We start from the raw sequence: 17,104 nt of genomic DNA on the forward strand, positions 1-17,104 counted from the left end.
GGTGAACTCCCCGGCCGTTCGTGTCAGATCGCCTTGCCCGGGTTCAGGATGCCCAGGGGATCGAAGACCGCCTTGATCCCGCGCTGCACCTCCGCCGCCACCGGCCCGGCCTCCATCGCCAGCCACCGCTGCTTGAGCAGGCCCACGCCGTGCTCCCCGGTGAGCGTGCCGCCCAGCTCCAGCGCGTGCCTGAACACCTCGTCCGCCGCCGCCCACACCTCGGGCGGCGGCTCCGCCGTCCCGCGGTCGAAGATGAAGACGGGGTGGATGTTGCCGTCCCCGGCGTGCGCGACCGTGCAGATCTTCACGCCGTGCCGGACCGCGGCCGCCTCGATGGCGATGATCATGTCGGGCAGCACGGAACGCGGCACGCACACGTCCTCCACCAGGCATGCCCCGAGCCGTTCCTTGGCGTCGTACGCCAGCCTGCGCAGTCCGATCAGCTCCGCGGCCTCCTGCGGGCTGGAGGACACGGCCACGAAGGAGGCGCCGTTGTCCATGCAGATCCGCTCCATGCGCTCGGCCATCGCCTGCGCGTCCGTCGCATCGGACTGGCCGATGAGCATGGCCGTCGTGCCCGCCTCCAGCCCGAAGTTGCGCAGGTCGTTGATGGCCTCCAGCGTGGCGCGGTCGAGCAGCTCCATGAGCGAGGGCTGGCAGCCGGCCGCCATGATCGCCGACACGGCCGCCCCGGCGTCCCTGAGCGAGCCGAACTCGGCCGCGAACGTCGCAGGCGCTCCGGCGGGCGCCCGGCGCAGCCGCACGGTGGCCGCGGTGATCACGCCCAGCGTGCCCTCCGAGCCGACGAACAGGCCCGTCAGGTCGTAGCCCGTGACGCCTTTCATGGTGCGCCGGCCGGTGTTCAGAATCCGGCCGTCGGCCAGCACCACTTCGAGGCCGAGCGCGGAGTCCCTGGTGACGCCGTATTTCACGCAGCGCAGCCCGCCGGCGTTGGTGGCCAGGTTGCCGCCGATCGTGGAGATCTCGTACGACGACGGGTCCGGTGCGTACATCAGCCCGTGCTTCCTCGCGGCCCGGTCCAGGTCGGCGGTGATGACGCCCGGCTCCACCACGGCGATCTCGTCGGCGGGGGAGAGCTCCTTGATGGCCGTCATCCTGGCCAGCGACAGGATGATCGCGCCGTCGCCGGCGACGGACGCGCCCGCCAGGCCGGTGCCCCCGCCGCGCGGCACCACCGGCACCCGGTGCTCGCTCGCCCACTTCATGGTGATCGCCACGTCGTCGCGGGAGGCCGCGAGCACCACGCCGAGCGGCTTGCCGGGCTCCAGGAACGTCCGGTCGCGGGCATAGGAGTCGATCACGTCGGGGTCGGTCAGCACGCGGCCGTCGGGTAGCGCGCTCACCAAGGCATCAATCGGTCTCACATAAAGCACCCTAGATGTACAAAACCGCTACCTGCAGCGGACCGCTGAGCGCGGCCCACCCTACGGTTTGCGCAGAGTGCTGCTTAGGGACAAACTGCCCGGGTGGAAGTCAGGTGCCCGGTGTGTTCGGAGACCGACCAGGTCGTGGCGGTCCCGGGCGCGGTCGCCGCGGGGACCACGTACAAGCTCGGGCGGGTGCGGCTGCCCGGCACGCGGGAGGTCGCCGACCTGCCCATGGCCGCGTCGCTGGGCGCCTCGAAACACGTCATGAGCCGCACCCAGCTCGCGGTCTGGTTGTCGTTCCCGAGCCGCCACTACACGCCGTGGGCCAGAAACCAGGGCTACGTCCTGCTCTGCGCGGCGGCCCTCGTCCACCTGGTCGTGTCGCTGGTGATCGCGATGGGCCAGGACCCGAAGTGGGGCGAGGTGCTGCTCGCCCCGTTCTGTCTGACGGGCCTGTTCTGGGGGCTCGGGCTGCTGAACGTGATCGGCTCGCACGGCGCCCGCAGGCGCGACAACCAGGAGGCTCCGGCCAGGGAGAAAGCCCTGGCCGTCTGGGAACGCCTCTATTACTGCACCCGCGACAACGTCGTCTACGAGCCGGGGGTCGGCGTCTCGTTCCATCCGAGCGAGACGCGCGAGTACATCTTCGGCTTCCGCGGCCCGCGTTAGCCCCGCTCCTCCGCGACCAGGCGGACGCAGACGGCCAGGCCCTCGATGGCCTGCTCCAGCTCGTCGAGCTCGGGGTACGTCGGCGCGATCCTGATCGTGCGGTCGTCAGGGTCGTCACCGTACGGGTGCGTGGCGCCCGCGGGTGTCAGCGCGATGCCCGCGGCCTTGGCCCTGGACACCACCTCGGCCGCGTGCGGCACCTCCAGGCTGATGAAGTAGCCGCCCTTGGGGCTCGTCCAGGTGGCGAGGTCGCCGAGCCGCTCGGTCAGCACCTTGTCGACCAGCTCGAACTTCGGCCCGATCAGCTCGGCGTGCCGCCGCATGTGCGCGGCCACGCCCGCGGCGTCACGGAGGAACTCCACGTGCCGGAGCTGGTTGATCTTGTCGGGGCCGATGGACTGCTTGGACGTGTTGTGCAGGAACCACTTCACGTTCGCCGGCGAGGAGCCGAAGAATGACACGCCCGAGCCGGCCAGCGTCACCTTGGACGTGGAGGCGTAGACGAACACCCGGTCGGCGTTGCCGTGCCCGGCGGCGAGCGCCAGCAGGTCGGCCAGCTCGGCCGGGGTGTCGGTGAGGTGGTGCACCGCGTAGGCGTTGTCCCAGAAAATCCGGAAATCGGGGGCGGCGGTGGGCATGGAGGCCAGCCGGCGGACGGTCTCGTCGCTGTAGACGATGCCGGACGGGTTGCTGTACTTCGGCACGCACCACATGCCCTTGACGCTCGCGTCGGCGGCGACCAGGCGCTCGACGACGTCCATGTCGGGGCCGTCGGCGGTCATCGGCACGGGGACCATCTTGATCCCGAACCGCTCGCAGATCGTGAAATGCCGGTCATAGCCGGGCACCGGGCACAGGAACGTGATCTCCGGCTCCTCCACCCAGCGGCGCTCGGCGCCCGGCATCGGCGTGAGCAGCGCGTGCACCACCGTGTCGTGCATGAGCGCCAGGCTGGCGTTGCCGCCCACGACGAGTTGCCCGGCCGGCACCTGGATCAGCGGCGCGAACAGCTCGCGCAGCTCGGGCAGGCCCTGCAGGTTGCCGTAGTTGCGGCCGTCAGTGCCGTCGGCCGCCCGGTAGGAGGCCGGCAGTTTGAGCATGTCGTTGGAGAGGTCGAGCTGGCGCGGCGACGGCTTGCCCCTGGTGAGGTCGAGCGAGAGCCCACGCTGGACGAGGGCGTCGTAGTCACGCTGAGCGGTCACAGAGATCTCTCCTCCGAATCGGTCCGTGACCGCAAGGATAGAAGAACTCCCGGAGCGGCCCGGTCATCATCCGGCATGTGGACGGCAAGCGGGGGCGGCACGTGGTCCGTGGCCCGGTCGCGTCCTACCGGCAAAGTCTTCGGCGGCGAATGTCAAACAACGACTTCACGCGCGGCTACCGTTGGCGTGGAATGGGTAGATCGGGGCAGGCCAATCTCCGTTGTGGAGGGAGCAGCCGTGACGACCGTTCGCGAGCCCTCGATCGAGCAGGTCCGGCGCCGCCGTACCGGCACCGTCATCGCCTCCTGGCTGTCGACGACCGACCACAAGGTCATCGGATACCTCTATCTGATCACTTCGTTCGGGTTCTTCCTCGTGGCCGGCATCATGGCCATGGTCATCCGGGCGGAGCTGGCACAGCCGGGCATGGATCTCGTCAGCCAGCAGATGTACAACCAGCTGTTCACCATGCACGGCACGATCATGCTGCTGCTGTTCGCCACGCCGCTGTTCGCCGGGTTCGCCAACGTGGTGATGCCGCTGCAGATCGGCGCGCCCGACGTCGCCTTCCCCCGGCTCAACGCGGTCGCGTACTGGTTGTTCCTGTTCGGCGGGCTGATGGTGCTGGCGGGGTTCTTCACCCCGGGCGGGGCGGCCGACTTCGGGTGGTTCGCGTACACGCCGCTGTCGACGTCGATCTACTCTCCGCAGATCGGCGGCGATCTGTGGATCATGGGGTTGGCGCTGTCCGGGCTCGGGACGATCCTGGGCGCGGTCAACTTCATCACCACGATCATCGGCATGCGGGCGCCCGGCATGACCATGTTCCGCATGCCGCTGTTCACCTGGAACGTGCTGCTGACCAGCGTGCTCGTGCTGATGGCCTTCCCGGTGCTGGCCGCCGCGCTGCTCGTGCTCGAGTCGGACCGCAAGCTCGGCACGCAGGTCTTCCTGAGCGACAACGGCGGGCCGCTGATCTGGCAGCACCTGTTCTGGTTCTTCGGCCATCCCGAGGTGTACATCATCGCGCTGCCGTTCTTCGGCATCATCTCCGAGGTCATCCCGGTGTTCAGCCGCAAGCCGCTCTTCGGGTACATGGGGCTGGTGGGCGCCACGATCGCGATCGCCGGGCTGTCGATGACGGTGTGGGCGCACCACATGTTCCCGACCGGTCAGGTGCTGCTGCCGTTCTTCTCGTTCATGACGTTCCTGATCGCGGTGCCGACCGGGGTGAAGTTCTTCAACTGGATCGGCACCATGTGGCGGGGCCACCTGACGTTCGAGTCGCCCATGTTGTTCGCCGTGGGCTTCCTCGTGACCTTCCTGATCGGCGGGCTCACCGGGGTCATCCTGGCCTCGCCGCCGCTCGACTTCCACATCACCGACACCTACTTCGTGGTCGCCCACTTCCACTACGTGGTCTTCGGCACCGTTGTCTTCGCGATGTTCGCCGGCTTCTACTTCTGGTGGCCGAAGATGACCGGCCGGATGCTCGACGACCGCCTCGGCAAGGTGCACTTCTGGACGCTGTTCATCGGTTTCCACACCACGTTCCTGGTGCAGCACTGGCTCGGACAGCTCGGCATGCCGCGCAGGTACGCCGACTACGGCCCGGCCGACGGCTTCACCTGGCTCAACCAGGTCTCGTCCGTCGGGGCGTTCCTGCTGGGCGCCTCCACGCTGCCGTTCCTCTACAACGTGTACAAGACGGCCCGGCGCGCGCCCAAGGTCACGGTCGACGACCCGTGGGGCTACTGCAACTCCCTGGAGTGGGCCACGTCCTGCCCGCCGCCGCGGCACAACTTCACCAGCATCCCGCCCATCCGCTCCGAGCGGCCCGCCTTCGACCTGCACTACCCCCGGGAGATCGCCGAGCAGCCGTCAGCGGTGGACGAGGACGAGACCCCCGCGCTCGGCCCTCACGAGCACGAGGGCGAGGGGGAGGGCCGCGCCTGAGCCGGGGGCTTCGCGGGCAGCCCGAGCGCTCTGAGCGTGCTCTTGAGGTACGCGGGCGCGCGCATCCAGCCGGGGCTCACGACGTTCTTCTGCGCGGGCGTGTGGACGACCGGCCGCTCGCCCGCGTACGGGTAGACGTACTGGACGACGACCGGCCGGTCGTCGCCCGGCTCGTACCAGTCGATCCGGTAGCGGGGCCCGAGCCTGCCGTCGGGGCGTTCGGCCGAGAACACGTCGGGCAGCCCTTCGAGCAGCGTGTTGTTCACGGCGGTGCCGGTGCGCACGGTGTTGAGCCGCCGGTCGTCGGCGGCCGTGCCCGGCTTGATCTCGATGGGGCGCGACAGGCCGGGGCCGGTCAGCGTGCCCCGCTCCACCAGCTTGGCGGTGGCCGGGGAGGCGATCGCCAGGGGGAGCAGCACCGCCGCGAGGACGACGACGAGACGTCTCATGCTCTCTCCTACCGCCGGATGGTCCGAGAGGTTCCCAGGAGATGACGGAGCCTGAGCCCGGCGAGCGTCCAGGCCAGCCGGGCCGCCGCCGCCCGCCGGCCGGGGGCGACGAGCCTGGCGCCCCGCCACAACAACGGTACGCCGCCGAGCAGCCGGACCGAACCCGTCTCGTCCTCCTCCACGGCCAGCGGTCTGGCACACGGTCGCCGGCCTCGTACGACGGGGAATTCCACCGGCAGGTGCGGGTCCCGGCACGAGCGGATCACCACGGGCACCGCGAGGATCCCCGCCAGCTCGGCCGCGATCGCCGAACAGCTCCCGCAGGAGCTGTCGGCGATCACGACCAGCCGCCTCATGACAGCAGCCCGGACGTCAGCGCGGTCACCGTCCCCACGGCGGTGGCCGCGGCCAGCACCCTGGCGTTGGCGTGCCACAGGTCGCTCCAACCGCCGTCGTCGCTGTGCGCGATGCTCGCCGCCGCCATGGCCCAGCGGGCGAACGCGAAGCCGGTGGCCGCCGCCAGTGCGCCGTACCAGGGCAGGGCCAGCAGCATCGCCAGCAGCACCAGGTGCGGCTGGGCCGACGGCGAGTACGTGCGCATGCCGGTGCCCATCTCGAAGCCGAACTGGATGCCGCCCGCGAGCCGGCCCTTGTGCACCACGTGCTCGGGCACCAGGCGGGCGTTCTCCGGCATCGGCACGCTGATCAGCCCGAACTCACGCAGGACGACGACCGCCGCGAGCAGCGCGAGCAACCCGAGCCGCACGGGCGCGGGGACCAGGGCCTGCACCACGCCGCCGAGCACCACGGCGACCAGCGCGACCGTCCAGGCTCCCAGCAACAGCCCCGCGCCGTAGACGGCCAGGGCACCACGACCGCGCCAGACCGACGCGCTCAGCAGGAACGCCGAGTTGTGGCTTCAAGGGCTGCCGGAGTTGGCGTAGCCCGCGTTGAGCCCCGCCCACAGGAACATCAGCGCGACGGCGCCCGATCCGGCCGGGCCCTTCACCGCGATGGGCAGTGCCGAGCCGAGGACGACCGGCACGGCCAGGACAAGCGGATGAAGGACCCGGCGCCGCAGGGCTCGGCTCATACGGCGCACATCGCGATGGTCAGGCCGCGATGGTAGGTGCCGTCCCGCCAGGTGACCGTGGTCATGGCGTCGGAGCACCGCCAGGCACCGTTCGCCCAGCGCCAGGCGTTCCTGCCGCCGCAGGACGTCGCGATGCGGACGACATTGGTGTAGCGCTCCTGGTCGGACGCGCCGGGCTTGTGCGTGCGGCTGCCCTCGAAATGGAAGCCGCCGCTGCACGGGTAGGAGCCCATGCGCCAGCCCCCGAAGCAGATGGCCCGGCCGTCCCCCCACCAGTTGTTGCGCTCCTGGATATAGTCGCCGAAGGGGGGATCGCAGTTGCCGGCGGTGTACTCCGAGGTCGGTCCGGCCAAGGCCGCACGGCGCGACAGCGCCCAGTCCATGGGGACGAGCGTGGCCGCCATCGCCGTGACCGCCAGGCCCTTCATCAGGTTCCTGCGGCTGGCGGGAAGTTCTGCGATCATGGCCCGGACCCTGCTCCGGGGCGCCCCTTCCGGCGCGGATCCCATCTCCGGAATCGACTCATAGCGCATGACTGCTCCCCGTTGGTAGAAGTTCGCTGAGAAGAGTGGAAATTTCGGTGTCGCCGTAAACGAAGCGGCGGGCCAGGACGGCGCCCGTTCCATCGATGACGGTGAGGCTCGGCGCGTATCCCTCGTACAGCGCCGTCCACAGATCCGGATCGGCCAGAACGACGCCCTTGGCGAAGGCGGCCGCCGCACCGGCGTCGCCGGTCACCCCGACCAGCCGGACGCCGGGCAGGTCGGCCGCCTGCAGGGACTCCCACACCCCCTGGCAGATCCCACAGCCGCCGTCGAGCAGCATCGCCAGGGTCGCCCGCTGCCCCGGCCCGGGAAGGAGGGTGGCGGGCAGCGTCCGGTCCTCGTCGGCCAGGCGGTCGGTGTCCGGGTTCAGCGCGGTCTGCTCCAGGGCCCTGAGCCTGGAGTACACGGCGGCCACGGCGATGACCGCGAAGATCGCGATGAGGAGGGAGAGCAGGGACAGGGCGAGCGGCAGGCTCATGCGGCCCACTCGACCCGCACGCCGCCCAGCACGGCCTCGACCATGGCGTGGTCCTGAGGATCCCCGAGCGCCCCCACCTCGGTGCCGTCCTTGGGGAAGATGACCGTGAAGACCGCGGTCGGGCTCGCGAAGGTGTAGCGCCACTCGAACGGCGTGCCGGCCAGTGCGGCCTTCTGCTCGGGGTCGAGGGCCAGCGCGTCCTTCCAGACCTCCATGTCGCCTCTCGTCATGCCCTGCCAGTCGGGCAGGGACTCGCGGGCCGAGCGCGCGTCGAGGGCCATGATCAGGACGCGGTCGTTGATCCCGAACACCGTCGTCCCGAACTGCTGCGTGCCGACCTGGACGCGAGGCGTGATCTTGGCGCCCTCCGGGCCGTCGGCGAACTCGACGGCGGCGACGAGGGCGTTGAGCACCGACTGGCGCGGCGCGGGGCCGTTGAACCAGGTGGTGACCTCGTGGTACGGCCCCGCCCAGATCAGGCAGCTGTTGGAACGGTCCACGGCCTCGTATAGTCGCAGGTCGTACCCGCGGCGGCGGAACGTCTCGACCCGCCCGCCGGGGAAGATGTGCGTGGGAACGGCCTTGCTGTGGCCGGCCGGCGCGAGGCTGAAGGCCCGCAGGAGCCCCGGCGCCGCGATCCGGGTGTGGCCGTGCCATTCCAGGGTTCCCGCCTCCAGCGGGAGGTCGACGGTCAGCCGTGCCCCGTCGGCTGCCAGGCGATTGAGCGCAAGCGTGGATGTGACCATGTGTCCCCCATTCGTCGGGTGCGTCATTTCGCACCGGCCGCATGATCCACGCGAACGATATGGGGATGTTTTCTCGGCATCAATAGATATCTTGATAATTCGGCATTCCCGATTATTTGGGGCAGGTCATATTCCCGGTCTTCCAGAAGCGGCCCGTTGGTGCTTGATTGGAAATGACGTTCGTCCGCTCGAGGGAGACCGGCGATGACAGGAACACGAACTCCCTTCGATCCCGAGACGGCGCCCTGCGGCAAGAAGGTCGGAGGTGAGCGTCTTCTCGACGATGACGGCTACGGCCTGCTGATCCGCGACCAGCTCTTCGAGTGCGGCTGCCGCAGGATCCGCCACGAGTACCACGACGGCAGCATCCATCTTTCCGCCGTCCGACACGACGGCAAGCGGGTAAAGGACCAGGTAGAACCCGACCACGGGAGCTGAGCGCCAATGATCGACGTGCTGATCGTCGGAGGAGGAGGGGCGGGTCTGCGTGCGGCCGTCGCGGTCGCCGAGGCGGATCCGTCGCTGAAGGTGGCGGTCGTGTCGAAGGTCTATCCGATGCGCAGCCACACCGTCTCCGCCGAGGGCGGCGCGGCGGGCGTGATCGGCCTCGACGACACGCTCGACGAGCACTGCTACGACACGATCTCCGGCGGCGACTGGCTGCCCGACCAGGACGCGGTCGAGGCGTTCGTGTACGAGGCGCCGCGCGAGCTGATGCAGCTCGAACACTGGGGCTGCCCGTGGAGCCGCGAGCCGGACGGGCGGGTCGCCGTGCGCCCGTTCGGCGGCATGAAGAAGATGCGCACGTGGTACGCCGCCGACAAGACCGGCTTCCACCTGCTGCACACGTTGTTCCAAACAACTTTGAAATATCAGGACATCATTAGGTACGACGAGTGGCACGTCACCAAGCTCGTCGTCGACGACGGCCGCGTCCACGGCGTCGTGGCCGTCGAGATCAGGACCGGCCGCATCGAGACCATTCCGGCCAGGACCGTCATTCTGGCCACCGGCGGCTGCGGCCGCGTCTTCCCCTTCACCACGAACGCGGCGATCAAGACCGGTGACGGCATGGCCCTGGCCTACCGCGCCGGCGCCCCGCTGAAGGACATGGAGTTCGTCCAGTACCACCCGACCGGCCTGCCGTTCACCGGCATCCTCATCACCGAGGCGGCCAGGGCGGAGGGCGGCTGGCTGATCAACAAGGACGGCTACCGCTACCTGCAGGACTACGACCTCGGCAAGCCCACGCCCACCCCGAAGCTGCGCAGCATGGAGCTGGGGCCGCGCGACCGGCTCTCCCAGGCGTTCGTGCACGAGCAGCAGATGGGCCGCACCGTCGACACCCCGTACGGGCCGGTCGTCTACCTGGACCTGCGCCACCTCGGCGAGGACAAGATCGACACCCGCATCCCGTTCGTGCGCGAGCTGTGCAAGAGCTACCAGAACCTCGACCCGGCCACCGACCTCATCCCGGTGCGCCCGGTCGTGCACTACATGATGGGCGGCGTCCACACCGACATCGACGGCGCCACCCCCATCGCGGGCCTGTACGCGGCCGGCGAGACCGCTTGCGTGAGCATCAACGGCGCCAACCGGCTCGGCTCCAACTCGCTCCCGGAATGCCTGGTCTTCGGCCGCCGCGCCGGGACCGCCGCCGCCGAGTTCGCACGGGCCCACCGCGACGGCGAGGCGGCGGCCGTCCGCAGCCAGGGCGACGACGAGCGGCGGCGCTTGGAACGCCTGCGCGAGGGCAGCAGGACCGGTGAGCGGATCGCCGACCTGCGTGAGCAGATGCAGCACACCCTGGAAGGGGCGGCCGGCATCTACCGCTCGGGCGACGTGCTGACCAAGGCCGTCGACACCCTCGCCGACCTGCGCGAGCGCGCCGAGGAGGCCCGCATCGAGGACACGAGCACCGCGTTCAACACCGAGTTGATCAACCTGCAGGAGCTGCACGTCATGCTGGAGATCGCCCAGACGATCGTGGCCTGCGCGCTGAACAGGGAGGAGTCGCGCGGTGCGCACCAGCGCACCGACTTCGCCGCCAGGGACGACGACGCCTACCTGGCCCACTCGCTGGTGCACCGCGCGCCCGACGGCACGCCGTCGGTCACGTTGCTGCCCGTGACGATCACCCGCTGGCCTCCGGGAGAAAGGGTTTACGGCCGTGACTGACACGAGGGAGCGAGTCGAGCAGGCGGCCGGCACCCGCACGATCAGGATGGAGGTCGCCCGCTACCGGCCGGGGGAGGATGCCGAGCCGGTCTTCCAGGGGTTCGACGTGCCTCTCATGGAGGACTGGGCCGTGCTCGACGGGCTCAACTACATCAAGGACCAGCTCGACGGCAGCCTGTCCTACCGCTGGTCGTGCCGGATGGGCGTGTGCGGCTCGTGCGGCATGACCGTCAACGGCGAGGCCAGGCTCACTTGCGGCACCTTCCTCACCGAGTACGGCGACGGCCCGGTCAGGATCGAGCCGCTGAAGGGCTTCCCGATCATCAGGGACCTGGTCGTGGACATCGACGACTTCCTGGCCAAGCTGTCGTCGGTGCGGCCCTGGCTGATCAGGGAGGGCGAGGAGCTCCCGCTGACCACCGAGTACGCCCAGACGCCCGAGCAACTGGAGGCGTACAAGCAGTACAGCATGTGCATCAACTGCCTGCTGTGCTACTCCGCCTGCCCGGTCTACGTGCTCGACCCCGACTTCCTCGGCCCGGCCGCCATCGCCCTCGCCCAGCGCTACAACCTGGACTCGCGCGACATGGGCGACAGGTTCGACGTGCTCAACCTGGACGAGGCCGTGTGGGGGTGCACGTTCGTCGGCGAGTGCACCCGCGTCTGCCCCAAGCACGTGGACCCGGCCGAGGCCATCCAGCGCTACAAGCTGACCGCCGCCATGCGCTCGGTCCTGCCGTGGAGCAAGAAGCGATGACCGACAAGACCATCCCCACCGCCGGGGCAGGCTACCGGCCGCGGCGCGACACGTTGTGGTTCGCCCGCAGCCGCAATTACACCGTGTTCGTGCTGCGCGAGCTGACCAGCGTCTTCGTGGCCTGGTCGATCGTCTTCGTGCTCATGCTGGTCGGCGCCGTCTTCGGCGGCACCCTTCAGGAGTTCGCCGCGCTGGCCGCGCAGCCCTGGATGATAGCGATCAACGTGCTGGCCCTGGCCGCGACCGCCTTCCACGCCATCACGTTCCTCAACCTCGCGCCCAAGGCCACCGTCGTCCGCCTGGACGGCTGGCGGGTGCCCGCCTGGATGATCCAGGGCGGCAACCACTCACTCTGGCTGCTGGTCTCCGCCGTGATCGCCTTCTTCGTCCTGAGGTCGCCATGAAGCACCGGACGCCGGAGCCGTACCTGTGGTTGCTGTTCAGCGGCGGGGGAGTGGTGGCCGCGCTCACGCTGCCGGTGCTCGTGCTGCTGTTCGGGGTGCTCATGCCGCTCGGCGTGATCGACTGGCCGGCCGCCGAGCACCTGCGGGCGCTGGTGGACAACGTGCTCGTCCGGCTCGCGCTGCTGGCGGTCGTCGTGCTCTGTCTCTTCCACGCCGCCCACCGGATCAGGTTCACCAGTGAGGAGCTGCTCGGCATCGCCAGGTTCGACCTCATCATCGCGGTGATCTGCTACGGCGGCGCGGTCGCGGGCGGGGTCGTGGCCGCGCTTCTGATGTTCTGATTTGTCGTAGTTTGATCACGTTTCAACAACGTACTTTACGACGGGTTGAGTCAAGCTTTAGCGTCCGGCATTGCATACCCCATGGCCATGCGCCCGGCCACCCCGGGCAGAGAGGGTTCCTGGTGCCCAGCACGAAGCGCTTATTAGCAACTCTCCCGGCGATCGCACTCCTCGGCGCCGCCCTGTCCGCCCCCAGCGCTCAAGCGGCGTCCGTCGCGACCTACGAGCCGTCGGCTGCCGACTTCTACATCAACTACGCCCCGCCCCAGGTCGACAAGGAACACGAGGAGCCCCGCCTCACCGATCGGAACTCCCGCTCCCTCACCCCCGCGGAGAAGTTCGACCGGAAGTTCACCAGCGGAAACCCGGCCGCCGGCCGCATTCTGGCCGCCCGCGAGGACCAGGCGATCAGGACCGGCCGCAACCCCGCTGAATGGATCTTCAAGAACTCCAGGCAGACCCGCACGGCCAAGCTCCTGACCCTGCTCGTCGAGTTCAACGAGCAGGCGGGCGACGACTTCTCCGGCTTCAACCGGCTGCGCACCGTCGACAGCGCGCCCGACGACTGCGTGGTCGAGCCGCCTGGAACGCTCAAGAACGGCCCCCTGCACAACAACATCCCCGACCCGGCGAGCCTGCCGCACAAGGACAACAACTCCTTCTGGGTCAAGGACTTCAGCCCCGAGCACTTCAACAAGATGCTCTACAGCGACAAGGGCATCACCGAGCGCGTGCGCCCCGACCTGAAGGACCCGCGCGACGGTAAGCCCGGCATCGACATCTCCGGCTTCACGATGAAGAAGATGTACGAGGAGATGTCGAAGGGCACCTACTCCGTCACCGGGTCGGCGATCGGCTGGATCAAGGTCCCGCACTCCGAGGCCTGGTACGGCGCCGCGGCCTGCGGCGGTGCCCCGCAGGACATGTCCGGCCACCCCGACAACCCGCTCGGCGCCCAGCAGCTGGCCATCGACTCGGTCAACGCCCTCGCCCAGGCCCAGCCCAGCTTCCGGTGGGCCGACTACGACGTCGAGGACATCTCCGACGCCGACGGCGACGGCAACCACCAGGAGCCCGACGGCGTCATCGACCACCTGGTGCTCGTGCACGCCGGCAAGGACAAGTCCGCCGACGGCGGCGCCGAGGGCACCTACGCCATCTGGGCCCACTCCAGCGCGGTCGCGGGCGGCTACAAGATCCCCGGCACCGACAAGAAGATCTCCAACTACATCGTGCAGCCCGAGGACTCCGGCGTCGGCGTCTTCGCCCACGAGTACGGCCACGACCTCGGCCTGCCCGACCTGTACGACACCTCCGGCCAGGCCAGCTCGGCCGTCGACTTCTGGGACCTGATGTCCAGCGGCTCACACTCCGGGCCGATCTTCCAGTCGATGCCTGCCCACATGGGCCTGTGGGACAAGTGGGTGCTCGGCTGGGCGAACCCGAAGGTGTTCAACCCCGGCGACGCCGCCAAGCTGGTCACGGTCGGCCAGTCCTCGCGCACGCCCAAGCTCACCGCCGACGGCATCCGCGTCAACCTGGCCTCCACGCCGCAGAAGATGATCGACGTCCACAGCGGCTCGAACGCCTGGTGGACCGGCCTGGACCAGGACTGGGCCAACCTCACGCTGACCCGTGACCTGCCCGTCCCCGCCGGGACCGATCTCAAGTTGTGGATGTGGAACAACTTCGTGATCGAGCAGGACTGGGACTTCGGCTTCGTCGAGGTCTCCACCGACGGCGGCCAGACGTGGGCCCAGCAGAAGGTCTACGACGAGGCCGGCAACGAGGTCAGCACGCCGGACGACTACCCGGACCCGAACAAGAACCTCAAGGCCTTCGGCAACAAGAAGTACGGCCTCACCGGTGACAGCGGCGGCTGGCGGCACGACTACGTCAACCTCACGCCCTTCGCCGGGCAGACGATCAAGCTGCGGCTGACGTTCAACACCGACGCCGCCTTCCAGGAGCGCGGCTGGCACGTCGACGACTTCCAGCTCACCAACGGCGGCACGGCCGTGTGGAGCGACGACGTCGAGGGCGGCGACAACGGGTGGAAGCCCGTCGTCGGCACGTTCACCAACACCAGCGGCCAGGGCTGGACGCGCAACAACGGCGAGCGCGAGATCTCCCGGTTCTACCTGGCCGAGTGGCGCAACTTCGACGGCTTCGACAAGGGGCTGCAGTACACCTACGACACCGACTACCAGCGCGACGGCGCCTGGAAGGTGCAGAAGCTGAAGTACAACGCGCCGGGCCTGCTGGTGTGGTACCGCGACTCGACGTACGTCAACAACAACCTCGCCAGCACCCTGCGGCTCCCGCCGAGCCTCGGGCCCAAGGGCAGCCTGCTGATCGTGGACTCGCACTACGAGCCGCTGCGCCGCACCGGCACCGCGGCCGAGAAGGACCCGTCGGCCAACAAGAACCTCCAGGGGCGGGTGCAGACGTCGAACGCGGCGTTCGGCTTCGGGAAGACGTACCCGTTCAAGGAGTGCATCGAGGCGGCGGACGAGCCGTTCAGCGAGTACTGCACGGACTTCCCCGCGCAGAAGGGCGTGCCGCACTTCACCGACGCCAAGACCTGGTACCCGGGTCTGGAGGTGCTCAACGGGGCGCTCGCGTACCGCGACTTCGACGCCTCGGTGGTCGTGCCGTCGAAGGGCGACCAGGCGTACACCACCCGCGTGGTACACGCGGACGGCACCCCGGCCACCGAGCTGTACGGCCAGGTGGCGGCTGGCTCGGTCCTCGGCACCGGAAACCCCGGTGACGAGGGCAAGGCGCTGGGCGTCCAGTTCAAGCTGGTCAGCCCGCTTCCAGGCAATCTGGGAGCGGTTGTCCAAGTGGTGCCGCCCAAGAAGTAGATTGAGGAGGGCCGCCGGGGTCCCCCGGCGGCCCCAAGGCCGGCCGCGTTCAGCGGGCGGCCTCAGGGTGCGATTTCTGCCCCTACGATTGATGACCATGAGCGAGCTGCGCACCAAGTCGGAGCACACTGAGGCGATCCTGAGGGATCGCCGGGTGGCGGTGGTGGTGAACACTCGCTCGCGCCGGGGCCGCCGCCACTACTTCGAGGTCATCGAGCAGATCCACAACCTCGGGTTCGAGCCGCTGGCCGAGCTGTCGGTCTACAACCCCAAGCGGCTGCGCGACCTGCTCGACACCGCCCTGGAGACCAAGCCCGACCTGCTCATCGTGGGCGGCGGCGACGGCACGCTCTCCTCGGCCGTGCGTCACGTGGCGCACCGCGACGTGGCGCTCGGCGTGCTGCCGCTCGGCACCACCAACAACTTCGCCCGCAGCCTCGGCCTGCCGCTCGATCTGGCCGGGGCCATCCGGGTGTTCGCCACCGGCAAGGTGGCCGACATCGACCTGGGCATGGCCGACGACCGGCCGTTCGCCAACCTGGCCAGCTTCGGCGTGTCGGTCGAGGTCGCGGGCAAGGTCAAGCCGTGGCTCAAGAGGGTCGTGGGGCGGCCCGCCTACCCGCTGACCGCGCTGACGATCCTGCCGAACCACCGGCCGTTCCGTGCGTACATCACGGTCGAGGGGCAGCGCCACGAGCTGCTCACCCACCAGCTCAACATCGCCAACGGCCGCTTCCACGGCGGCTGGCAGGTGGCCAAGGACATCAGCATCGACAACGGCATGCTGGTCGCCTACCAGCTCGGCTCGGGCAAGAAGCTGCGGCTGCTGGGCGAGACCCTGATCAGGGCCACCACCGGCCGCTGGCGCAGCCTCGCCGGCGGGCCGTTCGTGATGGGGCGGGAGATGCTGCTGGAGACCGACCCGCCGATGGCCGCCGACGTGGACGGCGAGGTGCGTCTGCGCACCCCGATCCGGCTCCGCGTGGTCCCCAACGGCGTCCGCGTCATGGTCCCGGCCTCCTTCGAGGACCGCTAGGCAGGCTTCCGCACGTCGCCCTGGGCGGCCTGCGCTCCTCCTCGCCGCGCCGTCCCTTGGGGAGCGATCCCTTCGGGAACGGAGTGGTGGGCGCGCCAGGCCCGTGTTCCGCACGTGCCGCTTCCTAGCACTCAACGCCACGGTGCCTGGCACCCTTCGACTCCTCCTCAGTGGGGACCCCACCGAAGAACGGGGCGGCGGACATGCGCGGGTGAGTCGTGGCGACGTGCGGGAAGGAGGCTAGGCCAGGTCCCGGTAGGCCGGGCCCAGCACGAGGGCCAGGTCGGCGGGCGGCGGGAAGACGCGCAGCAGCAGGTCCGGGGCGGCGGTCGCAGGGCGGCGCTCCGGGCGGTGCGCCGTCGCGCCGGGGGCGTAGAAGTCGGCCAGGCGGTCGGCGAACGGCACGTCGGCCACCTCCAGCTCCTCGCCGTCCTCGGCGGCCAGCGACCCCAGCAACTGCTCCTTGGTGCGCCCGCGCCACGCCAGCACCAGGAACGGGTCGTCGTCGAACGACTCGGCCAGCAGGTAGAGCACCGCCGACAGGTGCTTGCACGGGAAACCCCAGTCGGGGCACGAGCAGTCCATGTCCAGGTCGCGCGGGAACAGGTCGACGCCCATCGCGGCGAACAGCTCCTCGATCTCCGAAGGCATCTCCCCGGCCAGCAGTTTCGCCCGGTAGACGGCCTGCGCCGCGATGGCCTCCTCGAGGGCGGCCCAGCGGCTCTCGGCGTACGCCTCGATCCTGATCACGACCTCGTACGGGGTGCGCCGCGACCCCTGCACGGCGGCCCGCACCTCACCCGGGGTCAGGTCGATCGAGAGCACCTGGCCCTGACGGGCGTACGCCCGGCCGCGCGAGAGCCGGCCCTTGTCGCAGATGCGCTCCAGGATGTCGATGAACCGCCTGGACCACCAGGTCGATCCGATCGACCCGCGCCGGCTGCGGGCCTTGATCCCGCCCTCGACCCTGATCGGCCCGTCGTACCACTCCATGG

The 17,104-nt window shown here is 69.5% G+C and carries 19 protein-coding genes; 9 read left to right on the forward strand and 10 right to left on the reverse strand.

The window, feature by feature from the left end:
* Window positions 1-23: 23 nt before the first annotated feature.
* On the reverse strand, window positions 24-1,385 hold the full coding sequence (locus ID574_RS05780) for an FAD-binding oxidoreductase (RefSeq protein ID WP_223166384.1): 1,362 nt from the start codon (window positions 1,383-1,385) through the stop codon (window positions 24-26).
* A 120-nt stretch (window positions 1,386-1,505) separates the two neighbouring features.
* On the opposite strand from ID574_RS05780, the gene ID574_RS05785 reads away from it, so the two are divergent.
* Window positions 1,506-2,057 (forward strand): hypothetical protein, encoded by a 552-nt coding sequence (locus ID574_RS05785; protein WP_188187678.1) that lies wholly within the window; start codon window positions 1,506-1,508, stop codon window positions 2,055-2,057.
* Here the strand turns inward: ID574_RS05785 and ID574_RS05790 are convergent.
* A complete protein-coding gene (locus ID574_RS05790) occupies window positions 2,054-3,259 on the reverse strand; it encodes an aspartate aminotransferase type Ic (protein ID WP_188187679.1) in 1,206 nt (401 codons plus the stop codon). The two genes, ID574_RS05785 and ID574_RS05790, sit on opposite strands and share 4 nt — an antisense overlap.
* 237 nt (window positions 3,260-3,496) lie before the next feature.
* Between ID574_RS05790 and ctaD the strand changes: the two genes are divergently transcribed.
* The gene (ctaD, locus tag ID574_RS05795; RefSeq protein WP_188187680.1) at window positions 3,497-5,215 is read left to right on the forward strand and encodes an aa3-type cytochrome oxidase subunit I; all 1,719 of its coding nucleotides are present in this window, start codon (window positions 3,497-3,499) and stop codon (window positions 5,213-5,215) included.
* On the opposite strand, the gene ID574_RS05800 is transcribed toward ctaD, so the two are convergent.
* The 7 genes from ID574_RS05800 to ID574_RS05830 all read right to left on the reverse strand — a co-directional run bounded on the left by ID574_RS05800 (window position 5,179) and on the right by ID574_RS05830 (window position 8,526).
* Entirely contained in the window at window positions 5,179-5,664 is a 486-nt protein-coding gene (locus ID574_RS05800) for a hypothetical protein (protein WP_188187681.1), read from the reverse strand. The genes ctaD and ID574_RS05800 overlap by 37 nt on opposite strands.
* A gap of 8 nt (window positions 5,665-5,672) precedes the next feature.
* The gene (locus ID574_RS05805) at window positions 5,673-6,020 is read right to left on the reverse strand and encodes a hypothetical protein (RefSeq protein ID WP_188187682.1); all 348 of its coding nucleotides are present in this window, start codon (window positions 6,018-6,020) and stop codon (window positions 5,673-5,675) included.
* Complete coding sequence (locus tag ID574_RS05810) at window positions 6,017-6,505, reverse strand: hypothetical protein (RefSeq protein WP_188187683.1); 489 nt, start codon at window positions 6,503-6,505, stop codon at window positions 6,017-6,019. Before ID574_RS05810 ends, ID574_RS05805 begins: the two co-directional genes overlap by 4 nt.
* A 78-nt stretch (window positions 6,506-6,583) precedes the next feature.
* The gene (locus ID574_RS05815; protein WP_188187684.1) at window positions 6,584-6,757 is read right to left on the reverse strand and encodes a hypothetical protein; all 174 of its coding nucleotides are present in this window, start codon (window positions 6,755-6,757) and stop codon (window positions 6,584-6,586) included.
* The gene (locus ID574_RS05820; protein ID WP_188187685.1) at window positions 6,754-7,221 is read right to left on the reverse strand and encodes a hypothetical protein; all 468 of its coding nucleotides are present in this window, start codon (window positions 7,219-7,221) and stop codon (window positions 6,754-6,756) included. The genes ID574_RS05815 and ID574_RS05820 overlap by 4 nt, the downstream gene beginning before the upstream one ends.
* 58 nt (window positions 7,222-7,279) lie before the next feature.
* Window positions 7,280-7,780: a hypothetical protein gene (locus ID574_RS05825; protein WP_188187686.1), complete on the reverse strand. Its 501-nt coding sequence runs from the start codon at window positions 7,778-7,780 to the stop codon at window positions 7,280-7,282.
* Window positions 7,777-8,526: a hypothetical protein gene (locus ID574_RS05830; RefSeq protein WP_188187687.1), complete on the reverse strand. Its 750-nt coding sequence runs from the start codon at window positions 8,524-8,526 to the stop codon at window positions 7,777-7,779. Before ID574_RS05830 ends, ID574_RS05825 begins: the two co-directional genes overlap by 4 nt.
* Before the next feature lie 204 nt (window positions 8,527-8,730).
* Here ID574_RS05830 and ID574_RS05835 point away from each other — a divergent pair, with 204 nt between their 5' ends.
* The 7 genes from ID574_RS05835 (at window position 8,731) to ID574_RS05865 (ending at window position 16,109) form a co-directional block, all read left to right on the forward strand.
* A complete protein-coding gene (locus ID574_RS05835; RefSeq protein WP_188187688.1) occupies window positions 8,731-8,964 on the forward strand; it encodes a hypothetical protein in 234 nt (77 codons plus the stop codon).
* A gap of 6 nt (window positions 8,965-8,970) precedes the next feature.
* Complete coding sequence (frdA, locus tag ID574_RS05840; RefSeq protein WP_188187689.1) at window positions 8,971-10,704, forward strand: fumarate reductase (quinol) flavoprotein subunit; 1,734 nt, start codon at window positions 8,971-8,973, stop codon at window positions 10,702-10,704.
* Window positions 10,697-11,461 carry a succinate dehydrogenase iron-sulfur subunit gene (gene sdhB, locus ID574_RS05845; RefSeq protein ID WP_336245488.1) on the forward strand — a complete coding sequence of 255 codons (765 nt, stop codon included), beginning with the start codon at window positions 10,697-10,699 and terminating at the stop codon, window positions 11,459-11,461. Before frdA ends, sdhB begins: the two co-directional genes overlap by 8 nt.
* Window positions 11,458-11,865: a succinate dehydrogenase/fumarate reductase transmembrane subunit gene (locus ID574_RS05850; protein ID WP_188187690.1), complete on the forward strand. Its 408-nt coding sequence runs from the start codon at window positions 11,458-11,460 to the stop codon at window positions 11,863-11,865. The genes sdhB and ID574_RS05850 overlap by 4 nt, the downstream gene beginning before the upstream one ends.
* A complete protein-coding gene (frdD, locus tag ID574_RS05855; RefSeq protein ID WP_188187691.1) occupies window positions 11,862-12,206 on the forward strand; it encodes a fumarate reductase subunit FrdD in 345 nt (114 codons plus the stop codon). The genes ID574_RS05850 and frdD overlap by 4 nt, the downstream gene beginning before the upstream one ends.
* 122 nt (window positions 12,207-12,328) lie before the next feature.
* Entirely contained in the window at window positions 12,329-15,073 is a 2,745-nt protein-coding gene (locus tag ID574_RS05860; RefSeq protein ID WP_223166385.1) for an immune inhibitor A domain-containing protein, read from the forward strand.
* A gap of 97 nt (window positions 15,074-15,170) precedes the next feature.
* Entirely contained in the window at window positions 15,171-16,109 is a 939-nt protein-coding gene (locus ID574_RS05865) for a diacylglycerol/lipid kinase family protein (protein ID WP_188187692.1), read from the forward strand.
* A 240-nt stretch (window positions 16,110-16,349) separates the two neighbouring features.
* Here ID574_RS05865 and ID574_RS05870 read toward each other — a convergent pair whose 3' ends face one another.
* On the reverse strand, window positions 16,350-17,102 hold the full coding sequence (locus ID574_RS05870; RefSeq protein ID WP_188187693.1) for an SWIM zinc finger family protein: 753 nt from the start codon (window positions 17,100-17,102) through the stop codon (window positions 16,350-16,352).
* Between the last annotated feature and the right edge of the window lie 2 nt (window positions 17,103-17,104).

The sequence above is a fragment of the Nonomuraea sp. SYSU D8015 genome (assembly GCF_008065375.1).
Taxonomy (GTDB): domain Bacteria; phylum Actinomycetota; class Actinomycetes; order Streptosporangiales; family Streptosporangiaceae; genus Nonomuraea.

Bases quoted from the DNA above. Each gene is read 5' to 3' on its own strand.
- ID574_RS05800 (WP_188187681.1), bottom strand. From the start codon at position 5,664: ATGAGACGTCTCGTCGTCGTCCTCGCGGCGGTGCTGCTCCCCCTGGCG.
- ID574_RS05805 (WP_188187682.1), bottom strand. From the start codon at position 6,020: ATGAGGCGGCTGGTCGTGATCGCCGACAGCTCCTGCGGGAGCTGTTCG.
- ID574_RS05815 (WP_188187684.1), bottom strand. From the start codon at position 6,757: ATGAGCCGAGCCCTGCGGCGCCGGGTCCTTCATCCGCTTGTCCTGGCC.
- ID574_RS05820 (WP_188187685.1), bottom strand. From the start codon at position 7,221: ATGATCGCAGAACTTCCCGCCAGCCGCAGGAACCTGATGAAGGGCCTG.
- ID574_RS05825 (WP_188187686.1), bottom strand. From the start codon at position 7,780: ATGAGCCTGCCGCTCGCCCTGTCCCTGCTCTCCCTCCTCATCGCGATC.
- ID574_RS05830 (WP_188187687.1), bottom strand. From the start codon at position 8,526: ATGGTCACATCCACGCTTGCGCTCAATCGCCTGGCAGCCGACGGGGCA.
- ID574_RS05835 (WP_188187688.1), top strand. From the start codon at position 8,731: ATGACAGGAACACGAACTCCCTTCGATCCCGAGACGGCGCCCTGCGGC.
- frdA (WP_188187689.1), top strand. From the start codon at position 8,971: ATGATCGACGTGCTGATCGTCGGAGGAGGAGGGGCGGGTCTGCGTGCG.
- ID574_RS05850 (WP_188187690.1), top strand. From the start codon at position 11,458: ATGACCGACAAGACCATCCCCACCGCCGGGGCAGGCTACCGGCCGCGG.
- frdD (WP_188187691.1), top strand. From the start codon at position 11,862: ATGAAGCACCGGACGCCGGAGCCGTACCTGTGGTTGCTGTTCAGCGGC.
- ID574_RS05865 (WP_188187692.1), top strand. From the start codon at position 15,171: ATGAGCGAGCTGCGCACCAAGTCGGAGCACACTGAGGCGATCCTGAGG.
- ID574_RS05870 (WP_188187693.1), bottom strand. From the start codon at position 17,102: ATGGAGTGGTACGACGGGCCGATCAGGGTCGAGGGCGGGATCAAGGCC.